The sequence below is a fragment of the Oceanobacillus sp. Castelsardo genome (assembly GCF_001659985.1).
Lineage (GTDB): Bacteria > Bacillota > Bacilli > Bacillales > Amphibacillaceae > Oceanobacillus.
In genome coordinates this window covers 101,948-122,659 of record NZ_LYCS01000006.1, presented here as the reverse complement: position 1 = coordinate 122,659, position 20,712 = coordinate 101,948, and the positions used below count along the sequence as shown (strand labels likewise).

General features: G+C 36.0%; 21 protein-coding genes, 1 tRNA gene, 1 other RNA gene and 1 riboswitch. Of the genes, 3 read left to right on the top strand and 20 right to left on the bottom strand.

The window, feature by feature from the left end; translation table 11 throughout:
- Positions 1–52: 52 nt before the first annotated feature.
- A complete protein-coding gene (locus A9178_RS12020; RefSeq protein ID WP_222115721.1) occupies positions 53–1,330 on the bottom strand; it encodes an extracellular solute-binding protein in 1,278 nt (425 codons plus the stop codon).
- 456 nt (positions 1,331–1,786) lie between these two features.
- On the opposite strand from A9178_RS12020, the gene A9178_RS12015 reads away from it, so the two are divergent.
- A complete protein-coding gene (locus A9178_RS12015; protein ID WP_068675612.1) occupies positions 1,787–3,574 on the top strand; it encodes a glycoside hydrolase family 13 protein in 1,788 nt (595 codons plus the stop codon).
- Between the two features lie 136 nt (positions 3,575–3,710).
- Here the strand turns inward: A9178_RS12015 and A9178_RS12010 are convergent, their stop codons facing one another.
- The 9 genes from A9178_RS12010 to menC all read right to left on the bottom strand — a co-directional run bounded on the left by A9178_RS12010 (position 3,711) and on the right by menC (position 11,324).
- The gene (locus tag A9178_RS12010) at positions 3,711–5,009 is read right to left on the bottom strand and encodes a nucleobase:cation symporter-2 family protein (RefSeq protein WP_068675610.1); all 1,299 of its coding nucleotides are present in this window, start codon (positions 5,007–5,009) and stop codon (positions 3,711–3,713) included.
- Position 5,010: 1 nt separating this feature from the next.
- Entirely contained in the window at positions 5,011–5,589 is a 579-nt protein-coding gene (locus A9178_RS12005) for a xanthine phosphoribosyltransferase (protein ID WP_068675608.1), read from the bottom strand.
- Between the two features lie 112 nt (positions 5,590–5,701).
- Positions 5,702–5,803: riboswitch (purine riboswitch) on the bottom strand.
- Positions 5,804–6,000: 197 nt separating this feature from the next.
- Positions 6,001–6,188: non-coding RNA, 6S RNA (ssrS, locus tag A9178_RS19770), on the bottom strand.
- Between the two features lie 145 nt (positions 6,189–6,333).
- Positions 6,334–6,582 (bottom strand): sigma-G-dependent sporulation-specific acid-soluble spore protein CsgA, encoded by a 249-nt coding sequence (locus tag A9178_RS12000; protein WP_068675771.1) that lies wholly within the window; start codon positions 6,580–6,582, stop codon positions 6,334–6,336.
- A 17-nt stretch (positions 6,583–6,599) separates the two neighbouring features.
- Entirely contained in the window at positions 6,600–6,734 is a 135-nt protein-coding gene (gene sspL / locus A9178_RS11995) for a small, acid-soluble spore protein L (RefSeq protein WP_068675606.1), read from the bottom strand.
- 91 nt (positions 6,735–6,825) lie between these two features.
- Positions 6,826–8,424 (bottom strand): fatty acyl-CoA synthetase, encoded by a 1,599-nt coding sequence (locus A9178_RS11990; protein ID WP_231889847.1) that lies wholly within the window; start codon positions 8,422–8,424, stop codon positions 6,826–6,828.
- Positions 8,425–8,543: 119 nt separating this feature from the next.
- Positions 8,544–9,239, bottom strand: a complete 696-nt coding sequence (locus A9178_RS11985; RefSeq protein WP_068675604.1) for a CBS domain-containing protein — start codon at positions 9,237–9,239, stop codon at positions 8,544–8,546.
- A gap of 13 nt (positions 9,240–9,252) precedes the next feature.
- Positions 9,253–10,188, bottom strand: a complete 936-nt coding sequence (locus A9178_RS11980) for an MBL fold metallo-hydrolase (RefSeq protein ID WP_068675602.1) — start codon at positions 10,186–10,188, stop codon at positions 9,253–9,255.
- A 20-nt stretch (positions 10,189–10,208) separates the two neighbouring features.
- Entirely contained in the window at positions 10,209–11,324 is a 1,116-nt protein-coding gene (gene menC / locus A9178_RS11975; RefSeq protein WP_197482190.1) for an o-succinylbenzoate synthase, read from the bottom strand.
- A 145-nt stretch (positions 11,325–11,469) separates the two neighbouring features.
- On the opposite strand from menC, the gene A9178_RS11970 reads away from it, so the two are divergent.
- The gene (locus tag A9178_RS11970) at positions 11,470–11,937 is read left to right on the top strand and encodes an S-ribosylhomocysteine lyase (protein WP_068675600.1); all 468 of its coding nucleotides are present in this window, start codon (positions 11,470–11,472) and stop codon (positions 11,935–11,937) included.
- Positions 11,938–12,016: 79 nt separating this feature from the next.
- Here the strand turns inward: A9178_RS11970 and A9178_RS11965 are convergent, their stop codons facing one another.
- The 5 genes from A9178_RS11965 to proB form a co-directional block, all read right to left on the bottom strand.
- Entirely contained in the window at positions 12,017–12,724 is a 708-nt protein-coding gene (locus A9178_RS11965; RefSeq protein WP_068675598.1) for an MOSC domain-containing protein, read from the bottom strand.
- Positions 12,725–12,826: 102 nt separating this feature from the next.
- Positions 12,827–13,000: a type II toxin-antitoxin system antitoxin gene (locus A9178_RS11960; RefSeq protein WP_068675596.1), complete on the bottom strand. Its 174-nt coding sequence runs from the start codon at positions 12,998–13,000 to the stop codon at positions 12,827–12,829.
- Between the two features lie 12 nt (positions 13,001–13,012).
- On the bottom strand, positions 13,013–13,858 hold the full coding sequence (locus A9178_RS11955) for an SPFH domain-containing protein (RefSeq protein WP_068675765.1): 846 nt from the start codon (positions 13,856–13,858) through the stop codon (positions 13,013–13,015).
- Positions 13,859–14,007: 149 nt separating this feature from the next.
- On the bottom strand, positions 14,008–15,255 hold the full coding sequence (locus tag A9178_RS11950) for a glutamate-5-semialdehyde dehydrogenase (RefSeq protein ID WP_068675594.1): 1,248 nt from the start codon (positions 15,253–15,255) through the stop codon (positions 14,008–14,010).
- Complete coding sequence (gene proB / locus A9178_RS11945) at positions 15,252–16,370, bottom strand: glutamate 5-kinase (RefSeq protein ID WP_068675592.1); 1,119 nt, start codon at positions 16,368–16,370, stop codon at positions 15,252–15,254. Before proB ends, A9178_RS11950 begins: the two co-directional genes overlap by 4 nt.
- Positions 16,371–16,766: 396 nt before the next feature.
- On the opposite strand from proB, the gene A9178_RS11940 reads away from it, so the two are divergent.
- Positions 16,767–17,531 carry an NRDE family protein gene (locus A9178_RS11940; protein ID WP_068675590.1) on the top strand — a complete coding sequence of 255 codons (765 nt, stop codon included), beginning with the start codon at positions 16,767–16,769 and terminating at the stop codon, positions 17,529–17,531.
- 45 nt (positions 17,532–17,576) lie between these two features.
- On the opposite strand, the gene A9178_RS11935 is transcribed toward A9178_RS11940, so the two are convergent.
- The 5 genes from A9178_RS11935 to A9178_RS11915 form a co-directional block, all read right to left on the bottom strand.
- Positions 17,577–17,972, bottom strand: a complete 396-nt coding sequence (locus A9178_RS11935) for a hypothetical protein (protein WP_068675588.1) — start codon at positions 17,970–17,972, stop codon at positions 17,577–17,579.
- Between the two features lie 105 nt (positions 17,973–18,077).
- Positions 18,078–18,150 (bottom strand) — tRNA-Lys (locus A9178_RS11930).
- 111 nt (positions 18,151–18,261) lie between these two features.
- Positions 18,262–18,480: a YdbC family protein gene (locus A9178_RS11925; RefSeq protein ID WP_068675586.1), complete on the bottom strand. Its 219-nt coding sequence runs from the start codon at positions 18,478–18,480 to the stop codon at positions 18,262–18,264.
- A 168-nt stretch (positions 18,481–18,648) separates the two neighbouring features.
- A complete protein-coding gene (locus tag A9178_RS11920) occupies positions 18,649–19,170 on the bottom strand; it encodes a nitroreductase family protein (RefSeq protein ID WP_068675584.1) in 522 nt (173 codons plus the stop codon).
- 32 nt (positions 19,171–19,202) lie between these two features.
- Positions 19,203–20,681: a site-specific DNA-methyltransferase gene (locus A9178_RS11915; RefSeq protein ID WP_068675582.1), complete on the bottom strand. Its 1,479-nt coding sequence runs from the start codon at positions 20,679–20,681 to the stop codon at positions 19,203–19,205.
- Between the last annotated feature and the right edge of the window lie 31 nt (positions 20,682–20,712).

The window sequence follows — 20,712 nt, the reverse complement described above, 5'->3', positions numbered from 1 at the left end:
TTTCCAAATGCCCGGCAGAGCCTAATTGGGCCCTGCCGTTACATTGTTTTCCTTATTGATATTTTTGTTCGATATTTTCTTGAATGACTTTTACTGCATCATTCGCTGATTCTTCCGGTGTTTTATTACCAGAAGCAGCATCGAACATTAATGTTTCTGCACCTTTCCAAACTTCAGCCATTTCAGGTATATTCGGCATTGGAACAGAAGTGTTATATTGTTCAATTACCGCGCTTGTTAACTCGTTATCTCCTTGGCTGACTTCTTCTTTTGTGAAATTGTTAGCAGGGATTTCTGCTCGCATATCATATAGTATTTTTTGATTTTCTTCGTTTGTTACATAAGTCAACCATTCTTCTGCCAGCTCTTTATCTTCTGCATAATTACTGATGATCCATGCTTTCCCGCCGGCAAATGGTTGGTAAGCTTCACCATTTGGAAGAGTTGGTATAGCAGATACGCCGTAATTTAGACCTGCTTCATTATAAGTCGCAGCTTGCCAAGGTCCACCGATAATAGCTGCAGTGTTTCCACCCGTGAATTGGGCATCAATGAAATCTCCTGCAGAGGTGGCATCCATCATTCCTTGTGGCCATACATCCTGGAACCATTTTGTCGCATACGCAATTCCTTCAATTGCGCCTGGATCATTCAAGCCAACGTCTGTCGGGTCTGTTCCGTCTTGTCCAAACACATAACCACCATGTCCTGCAAGGAGTCCATATGTGCTATAGAAGTCCAACCAATTTGCTAAGAATACAGTACTCTTACCACTTTCAGAAGCAAATGCAAAACGCTCATCATCTATTAGAGCTTCCAATTCCTCAAAAGTTTCCGGTGCCGCGTCTAGTAAATCTTTATTATAATAAAGGACTAATGCTTCAATAACGAATGGAGCTCCGTAAATTTTCTCTTCAAATGTCACTTGCTTTTCGTCTGTTTCATCATATCTTCCATCTTCAGGGAACGTATATTCCGCTAAATGTCCTTGTTGGCCTAAGTTTCCAACACGGTCATAAGGAGCAATCATAACGTCCGGTGCAAGTCCAGCTGGACCATCTAATGGCAACGCCTCCAACGTGTCGAACATGTCTTTTTCTGAAACCTTAATGGTGACACCATGTTCTTCTTCAAATGCAGGGGCAATTTCCTCTATAAAGCCGATATAATCATCCTCCACCCCAACTTCTAATGTTGCGGATCCTGTACTTTCTCCTCCATCCGTTGAATTGGATGAATCAGCTTTGTCTTCTTTGCCACCACTACAAGCTGCTAAAAACAGAATTGCAACCATAATCATACTTAATGTAAACTTTTTCCAATTCCTTATATTCATTTTACAACCCCTCTTTCACGTTTTGTCGATTAATTCAATCTTTTGCCCCCGAAAGACTACTAAAACGCTTTCTTAAATTACCAAAAAATGATTTTGTTTTAAGTATGATATCTCCTTTCCAATATCGTAGTTTTGAAACTTGCGAAATCGTTTGCACAACCTCTATTAATATATTATACTAAACTCAAGATTTACGCAAACGATTTCATTAAATATTTTTTAGTTTTATATATAAATAGGATAATTCAAATACTATTTTCCCTCGCGTTTTAAGGAGAAAAAGAGACTATCAATTTAGTGTCAAATCTACCTTTATTATTGACAGCCTAATCCGCTTACATTACATTAAATGGAGAACAACTTAAGGGCAATGCTTTGTACAAATGACAACAACCCCGATTTCTAACATTACGGAAATCGGGGTTTCTATTTCAGAAAGGAGAAAATTAAATGCTAAAAGAAGCAATCTACCACCGTCCAAAGAATAACTTCGCATACGCTTATGATAAGGACACATTACATATCGTACTGCAAACGAAAAAGAATGATATGGAGTCTGTTGCACTTCTGTTTGGAGATCCGTATGACTGGAAAGATGAGGTATGGCAAACGCAAACGGTTGAAATGATTAAGTCAGGATCGACCGCCTTATATGATTATTGGTTTATCGCAGTAAAACCTGAGTTCTACCGGATGCGCTATGGATTTCGTTGCATGGATTCTAGTGAAACATGCTATTACACGGAGAGTGGTATTTATTCTGATCCTCCAGCAGATATTTCAAATTACTTCTGCTTCCCGTACTTGAATCAAATCGATGTCTTCCAAGCACCAGACTGGGTTAAGGACACTGTTTGGTATCAAATTTTTCCAGAACGATTTGGAAACGGGGACCCATCATTAAATCCGAAGGGAACTTTACCATGGGGGTCAGCTGCACCGACTGCTACAAACTTCTTTGGCGGTGATTTTCAAGGCGTTATCGATCACTTGGATTATCTTGTTGATTTAGGAATTAATGGTATCTATTTCACGCCTATTTTTAAAGCGTATTCCAATCATAAATATGACACGATTGATTACATGGAAATTGATCCGCAATTTGGGGATAAGGAAACTTTCCGCCGTCTCGTGCGGGAATGTCATCAGCGGGGAATTCGTGTCATGCTTGATGCGGTATTTAATCATAGCGGCTATTATTTCCCTCCATTTCAAGATGTACTGGATAAACAAGAGAAATCAGCTTATACGGAGTGGTTCCACCTTCGAGAATTCCCTGTAAAACCAGAGCCAGTACCAAATTATCATGCGTTTGGCTTTGCTGGATCCATGCCGAAGCTCAATACGGAAAATCAGGAAGTGAAAGCCTACTTACTAAAAGTTGCCCGCTACTGGATCGAGGAATTTGATATCGACGGGTGGCGTTTAGATGTCGCGAATGAAGTCGATCATCAGTTTTGGAGAGATTTTAGAAAAGAAGTGAAAGCAGTGAAACCGGACGCTTATATATTAGGAGAAATTTGGCATGATTCAATGCCTTGGCTTGGCGGCGACCAATTCGATGCTGTCATGAATTATCCGTTTACAAATAGTGCAATCGATTTCTTTGCAAAAAATGAGCGATCTCCTGAAGACTTTACGAATTCCATTACCAATGTATTGCATATGTATCCAGCGAATGTGAATGAAGTTGCATTTAATTTGCTTGATAGCCACGACACACCGCGGATTTTGACATTAGCAGATGGCGAGATGGATCGTGTGAAACTTCTATATCTCTTTCAACTTTCTTTCATTGGTACACCTTGTATCTATTATGGGGATGAAATTGGGATGGAAGGCGGTCAAGATCCGGGTTGCCGCGCATGTATGGTATGGGACGAAACGAAGCAGAATCGAGAGTTGTTTACGTATGTTAAAAATCTGATTGCAATGCGAAAAACAATTCCTGCTTTTGGAAATGATGGTACGTTCCAAATCGTTATGTACGATAATGAAACAAATACATTGGTCTATCAAAAGCAAGCAGATAACCGGCGTATCCTTTTTGTAATAAATAATAGTACGGAGGAACAGACGTTAGGTTTACCAGATTTTCCTGAAAAATATTGTAGCGAACTAGTAGTTGGAACTAGTATAGATACAGTCTATTCACGAAAGCCGATTCAACTGACAGCGTCAGATAAGATAAAAGTCTCTACTTTAGGATTTCGCATTTTTGAGTATAGTAATGAATAGATTCACTTTCTAAATATATACCTAAGGACAGTTCTTGTTAAAAAATCACAAGAACTGTCCTGTCATCAAAGATCACGGACATAAAGAGAAACAAAAAAAAGATACCCCCGCATGGAGATACCTTTATAAAAACGAACTATGCTTCTTTTTCCTGCAAAATAGGGACAGGATTATTTTCTACTTTTTTCTCTGGTTTCATATTAAAAATAATGTTTAAAACAATAGCAGTTACACTTCCTGCAACAATACCATTACTCGTTAAAATTTGTAAGCTTGCCGGTAAAACAGAGAATAATTCTGGAACAACAGTTACTCCAAAACCCATTCCCACCGAACACGCGATAATCATAGAGTTCTCAGACGAATCCCCCATTACTTTTCCAAGCATTTTAATCCCTTGTGAAATAACCATACCAAACATAGCAAGCATAGCGCCACCTAATACGGATGTTGGGACGATGGTTGTTAAGGCTGCAATTTTAGGAACCAACCCTAATACAATTAAAATAATACCTGCAACCAAGATAACTTTACGTTTTTTCACGCCTGTCAATTGAACCAATCCTACGTTTTGCGAGAATGCTGTATATTGAAATCCATTAAATACTCCACCTAAAAACACAGCAAGACCTTCTGCACGATAACCCTTTGCTAAATCTTTTTCGGTTAACTTTTTGTCTGTTATATCACTTAGTGCAAAATAAACACCTGTGGATTCTACTAATGATACCATTGCAACAAGACACATCGTAATGATTGCTGAGACTTCAAAAGTAGGCATCCCGAAATAGAAAGGATGGGGCATATGCAAATAAGACGCATCTGCAACCGCACTAAAATCGACTTTCCCCATAAAACCAGCAACGATTGTACCGATGACTAAGCCAATTAAAATGGAAATAGAACGAATAAATCCTTTTGCAAAACGATACATAAGGATGATAAAAGCCAACGTACCAAAACCTAACAATAGATTAATAGAAGAACCAAAATCACTTGCACCTTGACCACCAGCCAAGTTATTAATGGCTACTGGAATTAAAGTTAGTCCAATAATGGTTACGACACTACCTGTTACAACCGGAGGGAAAAATCGAACAAGTTTTCCAAAAACGGTACTAATAAGAATAATGAATAAACCGGAACAAATAATTGCCCCGTAAATAGCAGTGATGCCAAATTCTCCACCAATAGCAATTATTGGACCTACTGCTGTAAATGTACATCCAAGTACAACTGGCAAGCCAATTCCAAAGAAACGATTACTTATTACTTGTAGGATAGTTGCAACCCCACACATAAATATATCGATAGCAACTAAATATGTTAACTGTTCTGTCGTTAGACCAAGGGCACCACCGATAATAAGCGGAACTAATATGGCACCTGCATACATTGCTAATACATGCTGAAGACTTAACGCTGTTGTTTTCATATTATTTTTCCTCCTTAAAGGTGACTTCTCCATCCACCAAAGAATCGATAATAGCTAACGACTCCACTCGAATACCACGTCCTTCTAACAGTTCTCTACCCGTTTGGAATCCTTTTTCAATCACAATCCCAATTCCAACTAATGTCGCTCCAGACTGCTCCACAATATCAGTAAGTCCTAGAGCAGCTTGGCCATTCGCTAAAAAGTCATCAATTACAAGTACTTTATCCTCTTTTGAAATGTATTGTTTGGAAACAGATATTTCATTCGATTCTTTTTTTGTAAAAGAATATACTTCTGCTGAATATAAGCCATCAACTAATGTTAAAGATTTACGCTTTCTCGCAAAAACTGTTTTCACACTTAGCTCTAAAGCTGTCATTACAGAAGGAGCAATACCAGAAGACTCTAATGTTAATACTTTAGTGATTCCAGCATCTTTAAATCGTTGAGCAAACTCCTGTCCAATTAGTTGCATTAACACTGGATCAATTTGATGGTTTAAAAATGAATCCACTTTTAGTACAGATTCCGATAATACTTTTCCCTCTTCAAGGATTTTTTGTTCTAATGCCTTCATAAAGATCTCCTTCCAATTGAAATAAATAAAAAAAGCTTAAGAAATACTCCTTTCTATGAAGAAGCATATTCTCAAGCTTAAAAGTTTGAAATTTACAGTAATCCCTAAAAGTGATTACCCTCTGCTTTTTCATAGTCGGTTAATTTACGGTAAACCGGTAGAAACTTGCAAGCCATATCCTTGCTATTATATGAAAAAAATGTATTAAGTTTTCAGATTTGTTTCCAGTATAACACGGATTTCCCGAATTACAACCCATAAAATGAAGTAAAATGTTTCTAATAATTTGCATTCCATCATGAAAAGGGATACATTTCGACTTTAAAGTTTGGATTTTAAGAGTAAATGTATTTAAAAATGTAAAAGGTCAGTATTCAACATGAATACTGACCTTAGATTATACACCTATGTAGTACAGCCACATTTGCCGTATTTGTTATAATAAAAAGTTTTAAACCACCACTTCGCCAAGTGGGTGTTCGCAGAAATCTTCCTGCCCTCCGTTACATGACGGCCCGGCATTAGGATTCCGATGTAAAACTCCCTATTACCATATTAGAGGTTAAAACTTTAATTAAATACGCACAATGTAGCTTGTACTTATATACTACACGTTCTCATAACAAATGGCAATAGTAAAATATTCCTATCAGAGGATATTCAAAAGTTCCGGAAAAAATAATACTTCAAATGTCTCCGTCGACTTGCTCATCAGTCCTTTTCATCCTCAATATTACACTAACACTAAAATAAGATCTCAAACACCTCTGTTAACTGTTGAACTCTCTCATCATTTTGTACATTCTTCGCGTAGTTCAATTCATTTTCCAACACATTATCTAAGTATGCAACTTCCGCCTCTTCTAAGTCATCTACGAATTCTTTTTCACTTTTATAGTGATTCTGTTCTATTTTTCTTATAATATGCTGACAAACTTCATTTTCACTATAATTGGATAAAGATTCTCGTAGATATTTTAGTGTATTATCTATGATCATTCACCTCTTACTTAGATCTTCGTATTTTTCTTCTTTGCACGTTGCTCTAATTGTGACTTTGGCTGCTGATCAGCAACATCTTCTGTTAAACCTTGTGGATTCACACTTGAGTTGACTCTTTTGTTTCTTGATTTTTTATCTGTCATGATTAACACCTCCAGTCATATTGTTTCTAAAATTTATCAATATATCCTAAAAAAGTGAAAAGAGCGAAACAAAATTGTTTCGCTCCCGTATCTATTGTGTAGCAATGTCCTCATATTGTTCACGTAATGAACGTTTTAGTATTTTTCCACTTGGATTTTTTGGTAATTCATTTGCAATGGCTATATATTTCGGTATTTTAAACTTGGATAAATTTTTCCTACAATAATCTAATACTTCTTCTTTCGTTAATGTTTTTCCATCTTTCGGTACAATAATAGCAGTAATTGCTTCTATCCAATATGCATCTGGGACTCCAATAACTGCAACTTCTGATACTCCATCCAATTGATAAATAGTCTCTTCTACTTCTCTACTGGAAACATTAACACCACCAGTATTTATCATATCCTTTTTCCGATCAACAATGGTAATGTATCCATCTTCATCCTTCACACCTAAGTCCCCACTATGAAACCATCCATTACGAAATGCTTCTGCGGTCTTTTCCGGGTTATGTAAATACCCTTTCATTGCATGTGGTGTTCGATGTACAATTTCTCCTATTTCGCCTTCAGCCACTTCTTGATCATTCTCATCTACTATTTTAGTCTGGCAGTTTAAAATCGCTTTCCCAGCTGACCCAAGTTTTCTTAATTGATCTTCAGGTCCAAGAACAGTGACTAATGGAGCTACTTCCGTTTGGCCATAACAATTCCAAAGTCGCATGTTAGGAAGTCGTTCACTTAATTCTTTTATCACTTCGCGCGGCATAATGGCTGCTCCATAATAACCTTTTCGTAAAGAAGATAAATCAAACTTCCCAAAATCAGGATGACGTAATAATCCAATCCACACAGTCGGCGGGCAGAATAAGGATGTTACTTTTTTCTTCTCAATTGTTTTGAGAATGGCTTCAGGTGTTGCTGAACCAAGAATAACCCCGCTTGATCCCACATAAACACTTGGCCCCAAAAAGACATGGAGCTGTGCACTGTGATAAAGCGGTAAGGCATGAATCACCACATCGTCCGTTTCAATTTTTGCATCTATAATCGTGCTCATATACTCACTAATAATACTTTTATGGGTTAACATAACGCCCTTTGGCTTAGATTCTGTTCCACTCGTATACAATACGTGAGCTAGGTCATCATCATCAATATCTGCTTCAATTATTTCTATAGGTCTACCATCTCTTACCTCAGACAACATATTCCACGAGGCAAGTTCTTTTTTATTATTTTCGGTGATATCCATTAAATAACGATACTCGATTGCTAAATTACCCGCCGCTTTATCTAACGAATGAGCAAACTCTTCAGACGCAATTAATCCTGTTACGTTTGCATGTTCTAATATATACTGCAAATCATCTACTGTTAGCATATAGTTAATGGGAATCATTACCGCACCAATACGGGCTAAAGCAAAGTTAACAATGACAAAATCTAAACTATTTTTGGATAACACACTAATCATGTCACCTTTTTTCATTCCAGCTTCAATAAATGCATGAGCAGTTTGGTTTACTAAGTTATCCAATTGTTCATATGTTAATTCTCTATCATTGTATGTTATCGCCTTTTTTGTCGGATAACGATCTTTCGTACGTTCCAATAAATCACCAAGTGTATTTCTTCGAGCACGCCTAACCATTTGGTCTAATTTAGTTTGTGTATGGACATTCATCTCTTCACCCCTAAAAGAAAATAGATGTAAGTTATTTAATGAATTTTCTACCTTTTATATTAATTCAGAAATATGAATTATTCAATATAAAAAGCACAACTATTTCGTTGCGCTTCATCTTATGTATTCACTTTCATAATATCCCAATTTGTTACAATGCCAACTAGCGATTCAGTAGGGGCACCATTTTCCGTAATAAGAATAGCTTCTAATCGATGTCCATTTCCAATTTGTTCTTTAAACAAATCAACCGCTTCATATAGGGAACTGTTTCCAGAAATAAACTTATAATTTTCATTATCTTCATATTGCAATACATCCGATAATGTTTTTTCTATCAAAATGTCATTGCCATCATACACTTCATTCGCAAGCCAGTTTGTTATTCCTTTTTGAGTTATTAATCCTAAAAACTCTTTCCCATTATAAATTGGAAACTTCGTGAATTCTCTTTCCCGAATAACTTCTAATAAAGTTAACACTTTTTCATTAGCTTGAAGGGTATATACCTTTCGAGCAAAATAAGAATATACTATTTTCGGTTTCGTAAGTTCTTCTTCTATTTTTATAATGCTCTCTACTATTGAATCATGTGGTTCAGCGATGACATAAGATACATCCGTCCGATTATGAACGATTGCATTCCTTAATTCAGCAAATTCCAACAAGTCATCCTTATAGCGTTTAATTAACGGATTAGACTTTTGCAAAATTCTAACCGCCCTAGAAAACCCGAATTCTTTACGAGTTAATGATGATTTTAATTCCTTATCAATACGATTAAAAGAAGCTAAAAACACATCAGAATTCTTCATATATATTTCCACCTTATTCTTCGTATCTTGCCTTAAATAACACTTTCCCGTTTATCTCTTTTCTTTCTACCCTTTTCATATTTTCTAAATAAATGAACCTTGTTAAAACCGCCATGAATGCACTTAAGTTAATAATAATGTTCATCGTACCATAAATTTCTTCACATACTTGTCTTATGGTCTTATATTCATCTTTTACAGTATCAAATACCTCTTCAAGTCGCATTTCATGTCTAACTTGCAATTCCTCTACACGTTTTTGAAAATGATAAATAGGTTCCCCATGTCCTGTCAAAGCAATACTTGGCGCATAACCTTTAATTATTTCCAATGATTGGAAATAGTCTTGTAATGGATTTTCCTCTTCACCACCCCATATACCAACTACTGGAGAAACATCTTTTAATACATGATCACCAACGATTAAAACATTCTTATCTTTATTATAAAAACAAAAATGATCATAAGCGTGACCTGGAGTCCATATTGTTTCATATAAATCATCACCTAGTTTAATTTGCTGGTGGTTTTCAAACGTTTCGTCTGGTTGAAAATCAAAAATCGACTTATCTTCAAAATAAAAATCAGGAAGTTCAGGACCATCATATTTTTTAATATATGCCTTTACTTCTTCTAAATCCTGATTTAATTCATTCTCCATTACTTTAATACCTATTTTGGGTATAACCACAGGAACGCCATGTGTTTCTCCAAACCAACGAGCTAGACCTACATGATCTTCATGTGTATGCGTTATAACTACCTTTTCTACCTTTATACCTGTATCTAATACATCTTTCCATATTTCAATAGCTTCATCTAAGTTAGCACCTGGATCGATTACAGTATAACCATTTTCTCCTTCGATTAAATAACTATTTACATCTCCCATCCCCATTGGAAATGTGACAACTAATCTTTGTATTCCTTCCGTTACCTCTGTTAACATAATTTTACCCCTTCTGCTCTTTACATTGTTATTTCCTTTTTCCATTCTGTGAATTCATTCAATACCTTTTCATTTATCTCATATCCAATTCCTGGTTTATTCGGAACCTCAATCATACCTTTTTTCACAATTACTTCAGGTGTGATAATATCCTTTTCCCAATAATTCCCGGAACCAGCTGTATCTCCCGGAAGAACAAATTGTGGCAAGGTGGTTAACGCAATATTATGGGCTCGTCCTATACCCGCTTCAAGCATTCCACCACACCAAACTTCCATCTGATGTTCTTGGCAAAAGTCATGGATTCTTTTAGCCTCTGTTAACCCACCAACTCTCCCTATTTTTATATTAATAATTTTACAGCTTCCTAATTCATATGCTCTTCTTACATCTTCTACAGAATGTATGCTTTCATCTAAGCAAATCGGTGTATTGATTTCCTTTTGCAATTTAGCATGTTCAATAATATCATCATGTGCCAAAGGTTGTTCTATCATCATAAGATTTAAGTCGTCTAACTTTTTCAAATGATTGATATCCTCTAAACTATATGCTGAATTTGCATCTGCCATAATTGCTGTATTCGGAAAATAGGAGCGCACTTCTCGCAGAACTTCAATATCTGCTCCTGGTTTAATTTTTAATTTTATTCGCTTATACCCTATTTGAAGTGCATCTTCTATTCTTTCTATCAATTCTTTCATAGTCGGCTGAATCCCAATACTAATTCCAACTTCTATTTCCTGTTTTTCTCCACCAAGTGCTTTACTTAATGAAGTATTTTCTCGTTTTGCATATAAGTCCCATATTGCCCCTTCAATCGCTGCTTTAGCCATATTATTTCTTCTTATAGACTGAAATGCTTTAGAAACATCGTCTGGATGATTAACGCTACTACCCCTCAAAATGGGAATCAAGAAATCCTCTAACATATGTTGTGTCGTTTTCACCGTTTCTTCTGTATACCAAGGTTGGGCAAACGCAACTGATTCTCCGTAGCCACAGTTTCCTTCCCCATCATATACCTCTATTACAAAAAACTCCTTATCTTGAGTCGTTCCAAAACTCGTTACAAAAGGGTCTTTCAACCGCATGTTTAATTTTCTTAGGACTATTTTCTTTAATGGTATCGTCATTATAACGTCCTCCTGAAACGTATTCATTACTTCTATTATAGAATATAACGCATAAAGTTCTCCAGTTATTGCCTACTTATCAGGTACTTCTATCTGTGTTACTATGAAATATAGATTGATAATTTAAAAGTTAAGGAGTGATAAAATGGTAAAAGAAATGAACGTAGAAAGTTTTAACCTTGATCATACTAAAGTTCAAGCACCATACATTCGCTTAGCAGGAATTACAGAAGGTGTAAATGGGGATATCATTCATAAATATGATCTTCGTTTCAAACAACCTAACAAAGCACATATGGAAATGCCTGCTTTACATTCATTAGAGCATTTAATGGCTGAATTAATTAGAAACCACCATAGTACAATTGTGGATTTAAGCCCAATGGGTTGCCAAACTGGTTTTTATCTCACTGTTTTAAATGATGATAATTTTGATAGAATTTTAGATACCATTGAAAAAACATTAGAAGATGTTTTAAAGGCTGAAGAAGTACCAGCATGTAATGAGGTACAATGCGGCTGGGCTGCAAGTCACAGCTTAGATGGTGCGAAAGAATTAGCTCGTGAAATGCTAGCAAAAAGAAATGAATGGAAAGATGTTTTTGGAGAGTAAATAAATCTTTTAAGGCATAGTAGTGCACCCCTAAAGCTGTGTGAAATTCTAGCTTTTGGGGTGTTTTTACAAATGTAATTCAATCTTTATTCGGGCCAAACACACGTTTTTCGATTGAAGATTCTCTCCCCTCCAACCGTTTCGATAATGTTTGTTTCCAATTTGGTGCCAAAAATTCACAGGAAGCAAGCTCTTCCGCCAATTGTAAATCAGATTTTTTTACATACATCACGTCATTGCATTTTGAAATCGTCCATTCAGGATAAGGTCGCTCTAACAGTATAAGATTTTGTTTTTCTTGAACAAACCCTTCCTTTAAGACCCGAAAGTACCATCCCGTTCTTCCTGTATTCTGGATTCGTAACGCAAAATCTATAATTTTAAAGCGACGAGCTGGTTTCCAACAAGGTCGACGAGGTTGAGATACCTGAATGATTGCATCGCCAAATCGATAAGTATCTCCTATACAAACCGTTTCCTCATCCAAATAATCTAGTGCGATATTTTCACCCATTGCCCCAATTCCAATATTTATATCGAGTTCCACTTTCCATGCATCATAATGTTTTGTTGAATAGGCAAAAACAGCCTTTTCCGGTCCTCCATGATTTTTCTTATCCGCTACTTCATCCCCTGTTAACCCGTTTTTACTAAGCCATTTTTCATCGTTAACACTGTTCTTATATATTCCACTTTCCCACTCACGTTCCAGCGGATTTTTGGCCCCGGGCTTGCCTAATTGTTTTACTATCCCTACTAGTAAATTTTGGACGTAAGGACTACCCATCATAATCACCCCTTCTTATCGAAATACAAAACTCGGCATTCGCAATCAAGATTTGCGAATGCCTTAATTGTACCTTTACTGGAACTTGCTTACCTGAAAAAACTATGACTCATCCCCGTCACGTTTTTTTGGTAACCTTCCCGCTTTTTTCACTTGTTCTCGTAACAAATACTCGATGTGACTGTTAACACTGCGAAATTCATCGTTTGCCCATGATTCTATCATTTTATATAATGTTGGATCGATTCGTAAAGGAAAATTCTTCTTTTTAGCCATAATAGCCCTACTTTATTGGTATAATGATCCACTATTGATTACTGGTTGTGCACCATGGTCTGAAACGATGGAAACGAGTAAATTATTTATCATAGCGACTTTACGTTCCTCATCTAAATCGACAATTCCTTCCTTTTCTAACCTTTGAATCGCATCTTCTACCATTCCCACTGCTCCATCCACAATTTGCTTACGTGCAGCAATGATAGCACTTGCTTGTTGACGTTGAAGCATCGCCTGAGCAATTTCCGTAGAGTAAGCCAGGTGCGTTAGCCTTGCTTCAATCACTTCTACACCCGCAACTTTTAATCTATCTTGTAATTCAACTAATAATTCCTGTGATACTTCTTCTGCATTTCCACGTAGCGAAAGATCGTTGTTTTCATAAGAATCATAAGGATATTTCGTCGCAACCGTTCTAATTGCTGTTTCACTTTGAATCTCTACAAATTTTTCATATTGATCCACATCGAATACAGCCTTTGCTGCATCAACCACTTTAAATACGATAACTGCTGCAATTTCTATCGGATTCCCGTTAACGTCATTTACCTTCAGTCTATTACTATTAAAGTTTCTAACGCGAAGTGAAATGGTTCTTCTTACCGTAAATGGTATTGTAAGAGCAATTCCTTCTTGCCTAATGGTTCCCATATACTTTCCTAGAAAAATAACGACGACCGATTGATTAGGCTGCACCAATGTAATTCCAGTAGCTAGTGTAATAGCAAGTACAATTAAAATCCCGCCAAGTACAAATCCTTGTTCTAAAATACTAAATACCGCTCCAGCTAAAAGTATAGCAATGATTAAGATTCCTAAAAAGCCATTTAATCTCCACGCTTGTTTTTCTCTTATTCTATCCAAGATACCAATCCCTTCATTTCATTTTCATATTATTATGATATCATAGTTAAGAGTATTCTGTAAATTGAAACCACATCTCGGTAGAAAATATTTCATTATAAAAATACAAAAGCCATCACGAGTGTGACAGCTTTTGTAGATTACTTTCTAATTTGACCATTACCATTTATGAAAAATTTACTTGATGTTAAAGCCGGTAACCCCATTGGTCCTCTTGCATGAAGTTTTTGTGTACTAATTCCGATTTCAGCTCCATAGCCAAATTCAAATCCATCCGTAAATCTAGTAGAAGCATTGTGATAAACAGCAGCAGCATCTACACCATTTTGGAAAATCTGTGCATTTCGTTCATCCTCAGTAATAATAGCTTCAGAGTGTCTTGTCCCATATTTATTAATATGAGTAACAGCAGCAGTAACGTTATCAACTAACTTCACACTGATTATTAAACCTAAATATTCTGTAGCCCAATCCTCTTCCGTTGCAAGTTTCGCTTCAGGGAACGCATCGCATACTGCTTCATCCCCATATATTTCTACTTGATTTTCTTTTAATTTATTTAGAAGGTTGACACCATTTTTCTTAAACCAAACTGGATGAATAAGAAGGGATTCTATCGCATTACATACAGATGGTCGTTGTAATTTGGCATTTAACACCATTTCCTCAGCCATTGATTCTTTCGCGGACTCGTCAATAAAGATATGACAATTTCCTGCACCTGTTTCAATAACTGGAACGGTTGATTCTCGTACGACTGTGTCAATTAAATTTTTCCCACCTCTTGGGATTAGAACGTCTAAGTATTCATTTAAACGGAAAAGTTCCTTAGCTGTTTCCCTACTCGTATCTTCTATTAATTGAACAGCATCTACTGGAACAGGACTTTTTTCCAATGCTTTATGAATGGATTTCATTATTGCAATGTTAGAATACTTGGCAGAGGAACTTCCTCTTAATATAACTGCATTACCCGTTTTCAATGTTAGTGCCGCTGCATCAATGGTGACATTCGGCCTCGCTTCATAAATCATTCCTACTACCCCGATAGGAACTCTTTTTCTTTCAATATATAAGCCATTTTCTTTTTCTATCGTTTCCAACGTTTCACCAATTGGATCTTTTAATTCAATAACCTGTGTAATCCCTTCTGCCATTCCCGCGATTCGACCTTCATCAAGAAAAATTCTATCTAATACAGCTTCCGTTAGGCCCTTTTCTCTGCCATCTTGTATATCTTTCTTATTTTCCTCCAAAATCATATCTTGGTCTGCAACGATTTGCTCAGCAATTAAGGCCAATGCCTCATTTTTTTCCTCTGTTGTTAATACTGTCATTTGATAACTTGCATCTTGCGCCTTTTTCCCCTTAAATTGTACTTCACTCATTCGATTACCTCCCCAATTTTATTTAAAACAACCCACTGGTCGCGATGTATCACTTCAATTGCCGGAATCCGAGTCGCTTCTTCTTCCCTACGTAATTCCATCCTTTTATTTAATTCACTAGAAGAACATTTCACTTGACCTTTTCCGAGGAGACCGTTTTTACTTAAAACTTCAACAACGTCTCCCTTTTCAAACATACCCTGAACTTTAAACACACCAGGTGAAAGCAAACTGCGGCCATGATATAGAATCGCCTCTTCTGCTCCCTGGTCAACATACACTTTCCCAGAGGATTCAGAATGTAAACCAATCCACTGTTTATTTGTATTTACCCAAGTTAGTTCCTTATTGCCTATATATGTTCCATTTCCTTTTCCACTTAATACGTCAAGTAATTTACTTTTTCCTTCCCCTTGACCAATGAAAACAGGAACTCCTAAAGAAAGAGCAGTCCTTGCTGCTAGTAATTTTGATTTCATTCCCCCGGTACCAACTTTAGAACCCCTTGAATCTACCGCTTGAAACATCTCATCATCTACAGTATCTAAATAATCAAATTTTTTTGCAGCTGGATTCGTCCTTGGATTTCCATCATAGATTCCATTTATATCGGTTAAAATAATCAGTCTATCTGCATGAACAAAGCCACTTACTAAAGCAGATAGCATATCATTATCACCAAAAGTTAACTCATCAATGGATACCGTATCATTCTCATTAATAATTGGCAAAACTCCTCGATCCAACAGTTCACTTAAGGTAGCGAATGCATTTCGATACCGTTCTCTATTAGAAAAGTCTGAACGGGTTAATAAAATTAAAGCAGCAGTAACATCATATTCATGGAATTTATCCAAATAGGTTTGAATAAGTAAACTTTGACCAACTGCAGCTGCAGCTTGTTTTCCTTTTATCGTTACTGGACGCGAAGAATAACCCAACCTTTTAAAACCCGCCGCTACAGCACCAGATGAAACCAAAATGACTTCATGGTTGTTCTCTCTTAATGCAGCTATCGCATGTACATGGTCTTCTAATTTCTTATGATCGATTTCTCCTTGTTCATTCGTTAATGAACTACTCCCGATTTTAACCACAATTCGTTCCTTTGCCATTTATCTCTGCTCCTGTTTATTATGATGATTTCGAAAACTCTAATTCAAATCTTAAATAGTAAAAAGAGCCCAATCATCCTTCCTATTTAAAAGGACGAAAGAGCTCTACTTCCGCGGTACCACCATTTTTGGATGTTCAACCATCCCACTTTTCTTCAAATAACGCTGAAGAGACGCCAATGTTTTCACAAAGGACTGACGAAGGTAGGTTCAGTGGGTTGCCTGTGGTGGAATCTCTCAGCTACTAATTCCACTCTCTGACACTGCAATGTTCACTTACTAGTCCTTCCTAAACGTTCTAATCTATTAACATTATTATGGATAGAAACCGAATATATGTCAATAGTTAAACACTGGGAAGAAAATGTTATAATGTGACAAAAGGGGAGAATCTATATGTGTCTAATAAACTTTCATTTTCATGATCATCCTAATTACAAATTGATTGTTGCGGCAAATCGGGATGAATTTTATCAGCGTCCAACTGCACCTGCATCCTATTGGAAAGATGACCCTAATATTTTAGCTGGGCGAGACTTACTACAGATGGGAACTTGGTTTGGCATAACAAGAGGAGGGCGTTTCGCTGCATTAACTAATTATCGTGATCCAGATTTACCGGAAACAGGGGACTTTTCGCGAGGAGAAGTAGTCCGTTCCTTTTTAGCAGGCGAACAATCTCCTAATGAATTTTTACAATCATTAAAAAAAAATAAAGAGAAATATGCAGGCTTCAATGTCCTCATCGGCAATGGTGATGAATTATATCATTACAACAATATTTTAGATGAAACAAATGAAATCACCCCTGGTACACATGGATTGAGCAATGCTACATTAGATACTCCATGGCCTAAAGTAGAAAAAGGGAAGCAAATGTTACAGGATTATGTAACCAATCATAAAAAAATGGAAGCAAATGAATTATTCCGTATTACATCCAATTCTGAGCAAGCAAACGATGAGGATTTACCGAATACAGGAGTAGGAATGGAGTTAGAGAGAATCCTATCCTCTCTATTCATCACATCCCCTGATTACGGAACAAGATCTTCTACTGTTTTATTAATTGATAAAGAAAATAACGTAACTTTTAATGAACGTACATATGAGAACGGAAAATTCCAAAGAGAAAAACAATATAGATTTTCAATCGATTAAGAAACAACTGAAAACACTTAATAATAAAAGAAAGGATGAAAACTATTATTCATCCTTTCTTTTAAATATCGATTTTTTTATAAAATAAATGATTAATCCTATTACAGCATAAATAAAAAACAAGACCATAAATCCCCATAAACCAATAACAGCATCAGCGAATTCCATATTACCTCGATTCGTTATTGCTTGTTGCAGTTCAATCGCAAACACTAAAACAATCATTCCAGTAAACGTATATATAAAAGATAAAATCGTGGTACTCCACTTTAATCTTTCAATTAATTTAAAGAAAAAATGCACGACTAAGAATGTAACCATGCCGATAATTCCCATAACCCAGAAATGTAATTCTTTATCTGTCATACCGCTAAAAAGAAAAGTCAGTATGTCATGTATTTCATTAACAACATCTGCCAGAATAATGACTATTTCTCTCATCTTAACTATCAACTCTCCTTTGTATGTTCATTTTACAAGAGTTATAGATTGTATAAAAAGAAAGAGGGTAGGCTAGATGCCTACCCTCTCTCTCTCTTTAGTTAGTGGGACATGTAGGGATCGAACCTACGACCCGCTGATTAAGAGTCAGCTGCTCTACCAACTGAGCTAATGTCCCGTATTCCCTGTCGACTTAACTATTGTAACAAATAGGAATACAGAATGCAAGACCTTTTTTAAAAAAACTTAAAATCGACATTAGGCTTAATGAATATCTTAGAAAATACCATTATTCCCACTCGGCAAGGGTTGCTTTTAAATTTAATAGTTCATCTTTAGTTAGGGTAATTCCTTTTCCCATTTTTTCTTTATTTGGTGCCCAGTCTCTAAGATCGTATTTCGGTTCTCTACCGTTCCAACTAATCAAATTCAACTCTTTCGTCCACCCTTTTGGTGATTCAGAAATCACTGCGATTGTTTCAATAATATCGTATTTAATTTCTGCCATGGTATTAGCTCCCTTTTACACATATTTATTATTGAGTTTTTTACTCTCATAAAAATTATATCAAAATATATACCGGAACCAAAATTCTCTCATGTTCACATAAAATTTCCAATAATAAATTTTCCATAAAAATAGCAGCCCGAAGCTACGGACTGCTTCCTTATATTTTTAAAACTTTTCATAAGAAACAATACTTTCTCTTGGCACATGTTTTTTTGGTTTTGGTGTTTCTTTCGGATAGCCTATTCCTAACACCGCAACAATCCGCTGTTCCTCGGGGATGTTTAATAAATCTCGAACATGTTGTTCCCTTTTCCTTGACTCTTCTTCATCCTCTGAATGATAAACCGCTCCAAAGGCAGAACCTAGGCCTTCCTCCACTGCTTGCAACCATATAAAAGCACATGCAATGGATGCATCTTGTAACCAATATTTACTCACGGAAGGATTTGCAGTAACAACAATTGCTGCCGGGGCTTCCTTTTGCCATTTCATATATGGAGTCGTAACGGATAATTTATCTAGCATATCGCGTTGCTTCACAACAATTAAATGTTTCGAAGGTAAATTGTTACCAGTTGGTGCATAGTAACCTGCGTCCACTACTTTCTCAAGTTTGTCGTCAGCAATCAACTTATCACTATATTTCGTAATCTCTCTTCTTTCTTGTATCGCTTTAAATACGTCCACTATAATCCCTCCCAGCTATATTGTAACATATGCTAATCATCCATTAATTCAAAAAATTTAAAACCCAAATCACCGACTCTTCTTTCATCTAAAAGTTTCTTCCTACTTTTTATTAGACGCTCTCTCCCAATTTCTGAAATGGTTCGAAATCCAGCTTTATATGCAATGGACTTTTTATCAATTATTTCTGCATGTTGGACCAATATAAATTGATGCTTTGTTCCAAACTCCCGATTATAACGCCATACCGCTTCCCCAGTTGTACCAGAACCTGAGAAGAAATCGAGCACAATGGCCTTCTCGTCGTTATATAAAAGGGATTGAATTAAGTGACGGATTAATTTTTCCGGTTTCGAATAATCAAATACCTTTTTTCCAAATAAATCTATTATTTCCTTATCTGCATCTTCATAAGTAGGAAAGCCGTACCCATTTATAGTAAATAAGTTTTTAATTTTTTTTACTTCTCCACCTCTTTTTACGTGGTTAGGACGAAAAGGTACTTTACTAATAACAATTTCCTCTCCATTTCGAATAATCTCATTTAGCTTTTCTTGAGAATAACGCCATTCTCCTTTTAATCGAAAGGAATTTTGATTCACACCATTTTCAATGATGACGTCATCTAATAATTTAGTAATAATTTTACCACCAGACATATTCTGAGCTTTAACTACTTTATCGCCAAACCTGAATCGAACAGCGCCTTTCGGAAAAGTTAACGTACGTAGTGTATTTCCAGCGTTATTTAACGGATACTTCTTTCCTTCCTCCGTCTTTTCAATAGAAAGCGCGTGAGATCGTTTATTGTTTTTAGAAAAGGCAACAATATATTCCGTTACACATCCTACATTTCGATCCAAAAAAGAAGGCTTTTTCTTTTTCTCCCAAATAAACGTAGAAACAAAATTTTCCTCACCAAAAATCTCATCGCATATTTTTTTCAGATTATAAAGTTCTTTGTCACTAATACTAATAAAAATCATGCCGTCCTCTGTCAATAGATTTCTAGCAAGAAGTAGTCTTGGATACATGAAATTTAACCAATTTGTATGAAATCTTCCTGATGAATGGGTGGAGTTAGTAAAACTTCTGTGGTTGCGTAATGCTTCACTGAAATTATCCTTATAAATAAAATCCATTCCAGTGTTATACGGGGGGTCAATATAAATCATTTTGACTTTTTCTTGATGTGATTGCTGCATATGTCGTAATACTTCTAAATTATCCCCTTCTATATAAATATTTTCTGTCGTATCCCAATCGACGCTTTTTAAACGATTTGAGGATACTCTTAGTGTAAGTGGATCATAAGCTGAACGAATCGCTTCCGTTTTCCCATACCACGAAAATTCATATTGCTCAAGGTTATCTACAAGAAGTTCTCCTAATGATAATTTTAATTTCTCTAAATCAACTTTAGACTTTGTAAAAATTTCTGGAAATATTGCCTTCAATTTCTCAAGTTTTTCATCTATTTCATTTAGTTTTCTTCCATCCATCTTTTGCATAAGTTTTCACCTATTATTCTCATTTATACTT

What these genes read in the sequence shown, in the direction of transcription:
- A9178_RS11935 (WP_068675588.1), bottom strand. Translation starts at nt 17,972, where the DNA reads ATGAGAGAAATAGTCATTATTCTGGCAGATGTTGTTAATGAAATACAT.
- A9178_RS11925 (WP_068675586.1), bottom strand. Translation starts at nt 18,480, where the DNA reads ATGGCAGAAATTAAATACGATATTATTGAAACAATCGCAGTGATTTCT.
- A9178_RS12005 (WP_068675608.1), bottom strand. Translation starts at nt 5,589, where the DNA reads ATGAAGGCATTAGAACAAAAAATCCTTGAAGAGGGAAAAGTATTATCG.
- A9178_RS12015 (WP_068675612.1), top strand. Translation starts at nt 1,787, where the DNA reads ATGCTAAAAGAAGCAATCTACCACCGTCCAAAGAATAACTTCGCATAC.
- A9178_RS11990 (WP_231889847.1), bottom strand. Translation starts at nt 8,424, where the DNA reads ATGAATGTCCATACACAAACTAAATTAGACCAAATGGTTAGGCGTGCT.
- A9178_RS11965 (WP_068675598.1), bottom strand. Translation starts at nt 12,724, where the DNA reads ATGGGTAGTCCTTACGTCCAAAATTTACTAGTAGGGATAGTAAAACAA.
- A9178_RS11940 (WP_068675590.1), top strand. Translation starts at nt 16,767, where the DNA reads ATGTGTCTAATAAACTTTCATTTTCATGATCATCCTAATTACAAATTG.
- A9178_RS11970 (WP_068675600.1), top strand. Translation starts at nt 11,470, where the DNA reads ATGGTAAAAGAAATGAACGTAGAAAGTTTTAACCTTGATCATACTAAA.
- A9178_RS11915 (WP_068675582.1), bottom strand. Translation starts at nt 20,681, where the DNA reads ATGCAAAAGATGGATGGAAGAAAACTAAATGAAATAGATGAAAAACTT.
- proB (WP_068675592.1), bottom strand. Translation starts at nt 16,370, where the DNA reads ATGGCAAAGGAACGAATTGTGGTTAAAATCGGGAGTAGTTCATTAACG.
- sspL (WP_068675606.1), bottom strand. Translation starts at nt 6,734, where the DNA reads ATGACAGATAAAAAATCAAGAAACAAAAGAGTCAACTCAAGTGTGAAT.
- A9178_RS11950 (WP_068675594.1), bottom strand. Translation starts at nt 15,255, where the DNA reads ATGAGTGAAGTACAATTTAAGGGGAAAAAGGCGCAAGATGCAAGTTAT.
- A9178_RS11960 (WP_068675596.1), bottom strand. Translation starts at nt 13,000, where the DNA reads ATGGCTAAAAAGAAGAATTTTCCTTTACGAATCGATCCAACATTATAT.
- A9178_RS12010 (WP_068675610.1), bottom strand. Translation starts at nt 5,009, where the DNA reads ATGAAAACAACAGCGTTAAGTCTTCAGCATGTATTAGCAATGTATGCA.
- A9178_RS11980 (WP_068675602.1), bottom strand. Translation starts at nt 10,188, where the DNA reads ATGTTAACAGAGGTAACGGAAGGAATACAAAGATTAGTTGTCACATTT.
- menC (WP_197482190.1), bottom strand. Translation starts at nt 11,324, where the DNA reads ATGACGATACCATTAAAGAAAATAGTCCTAAGAAAATTAAACATGCGG.
- A9178_RS11985 (WP_068675604.1), bottom strand. Translation starts at nt 9,239, where the DNA reads ATGAAGAATTCTGATGTGTTTTTAGCTTCTTTTAATCGTATTGATAAG.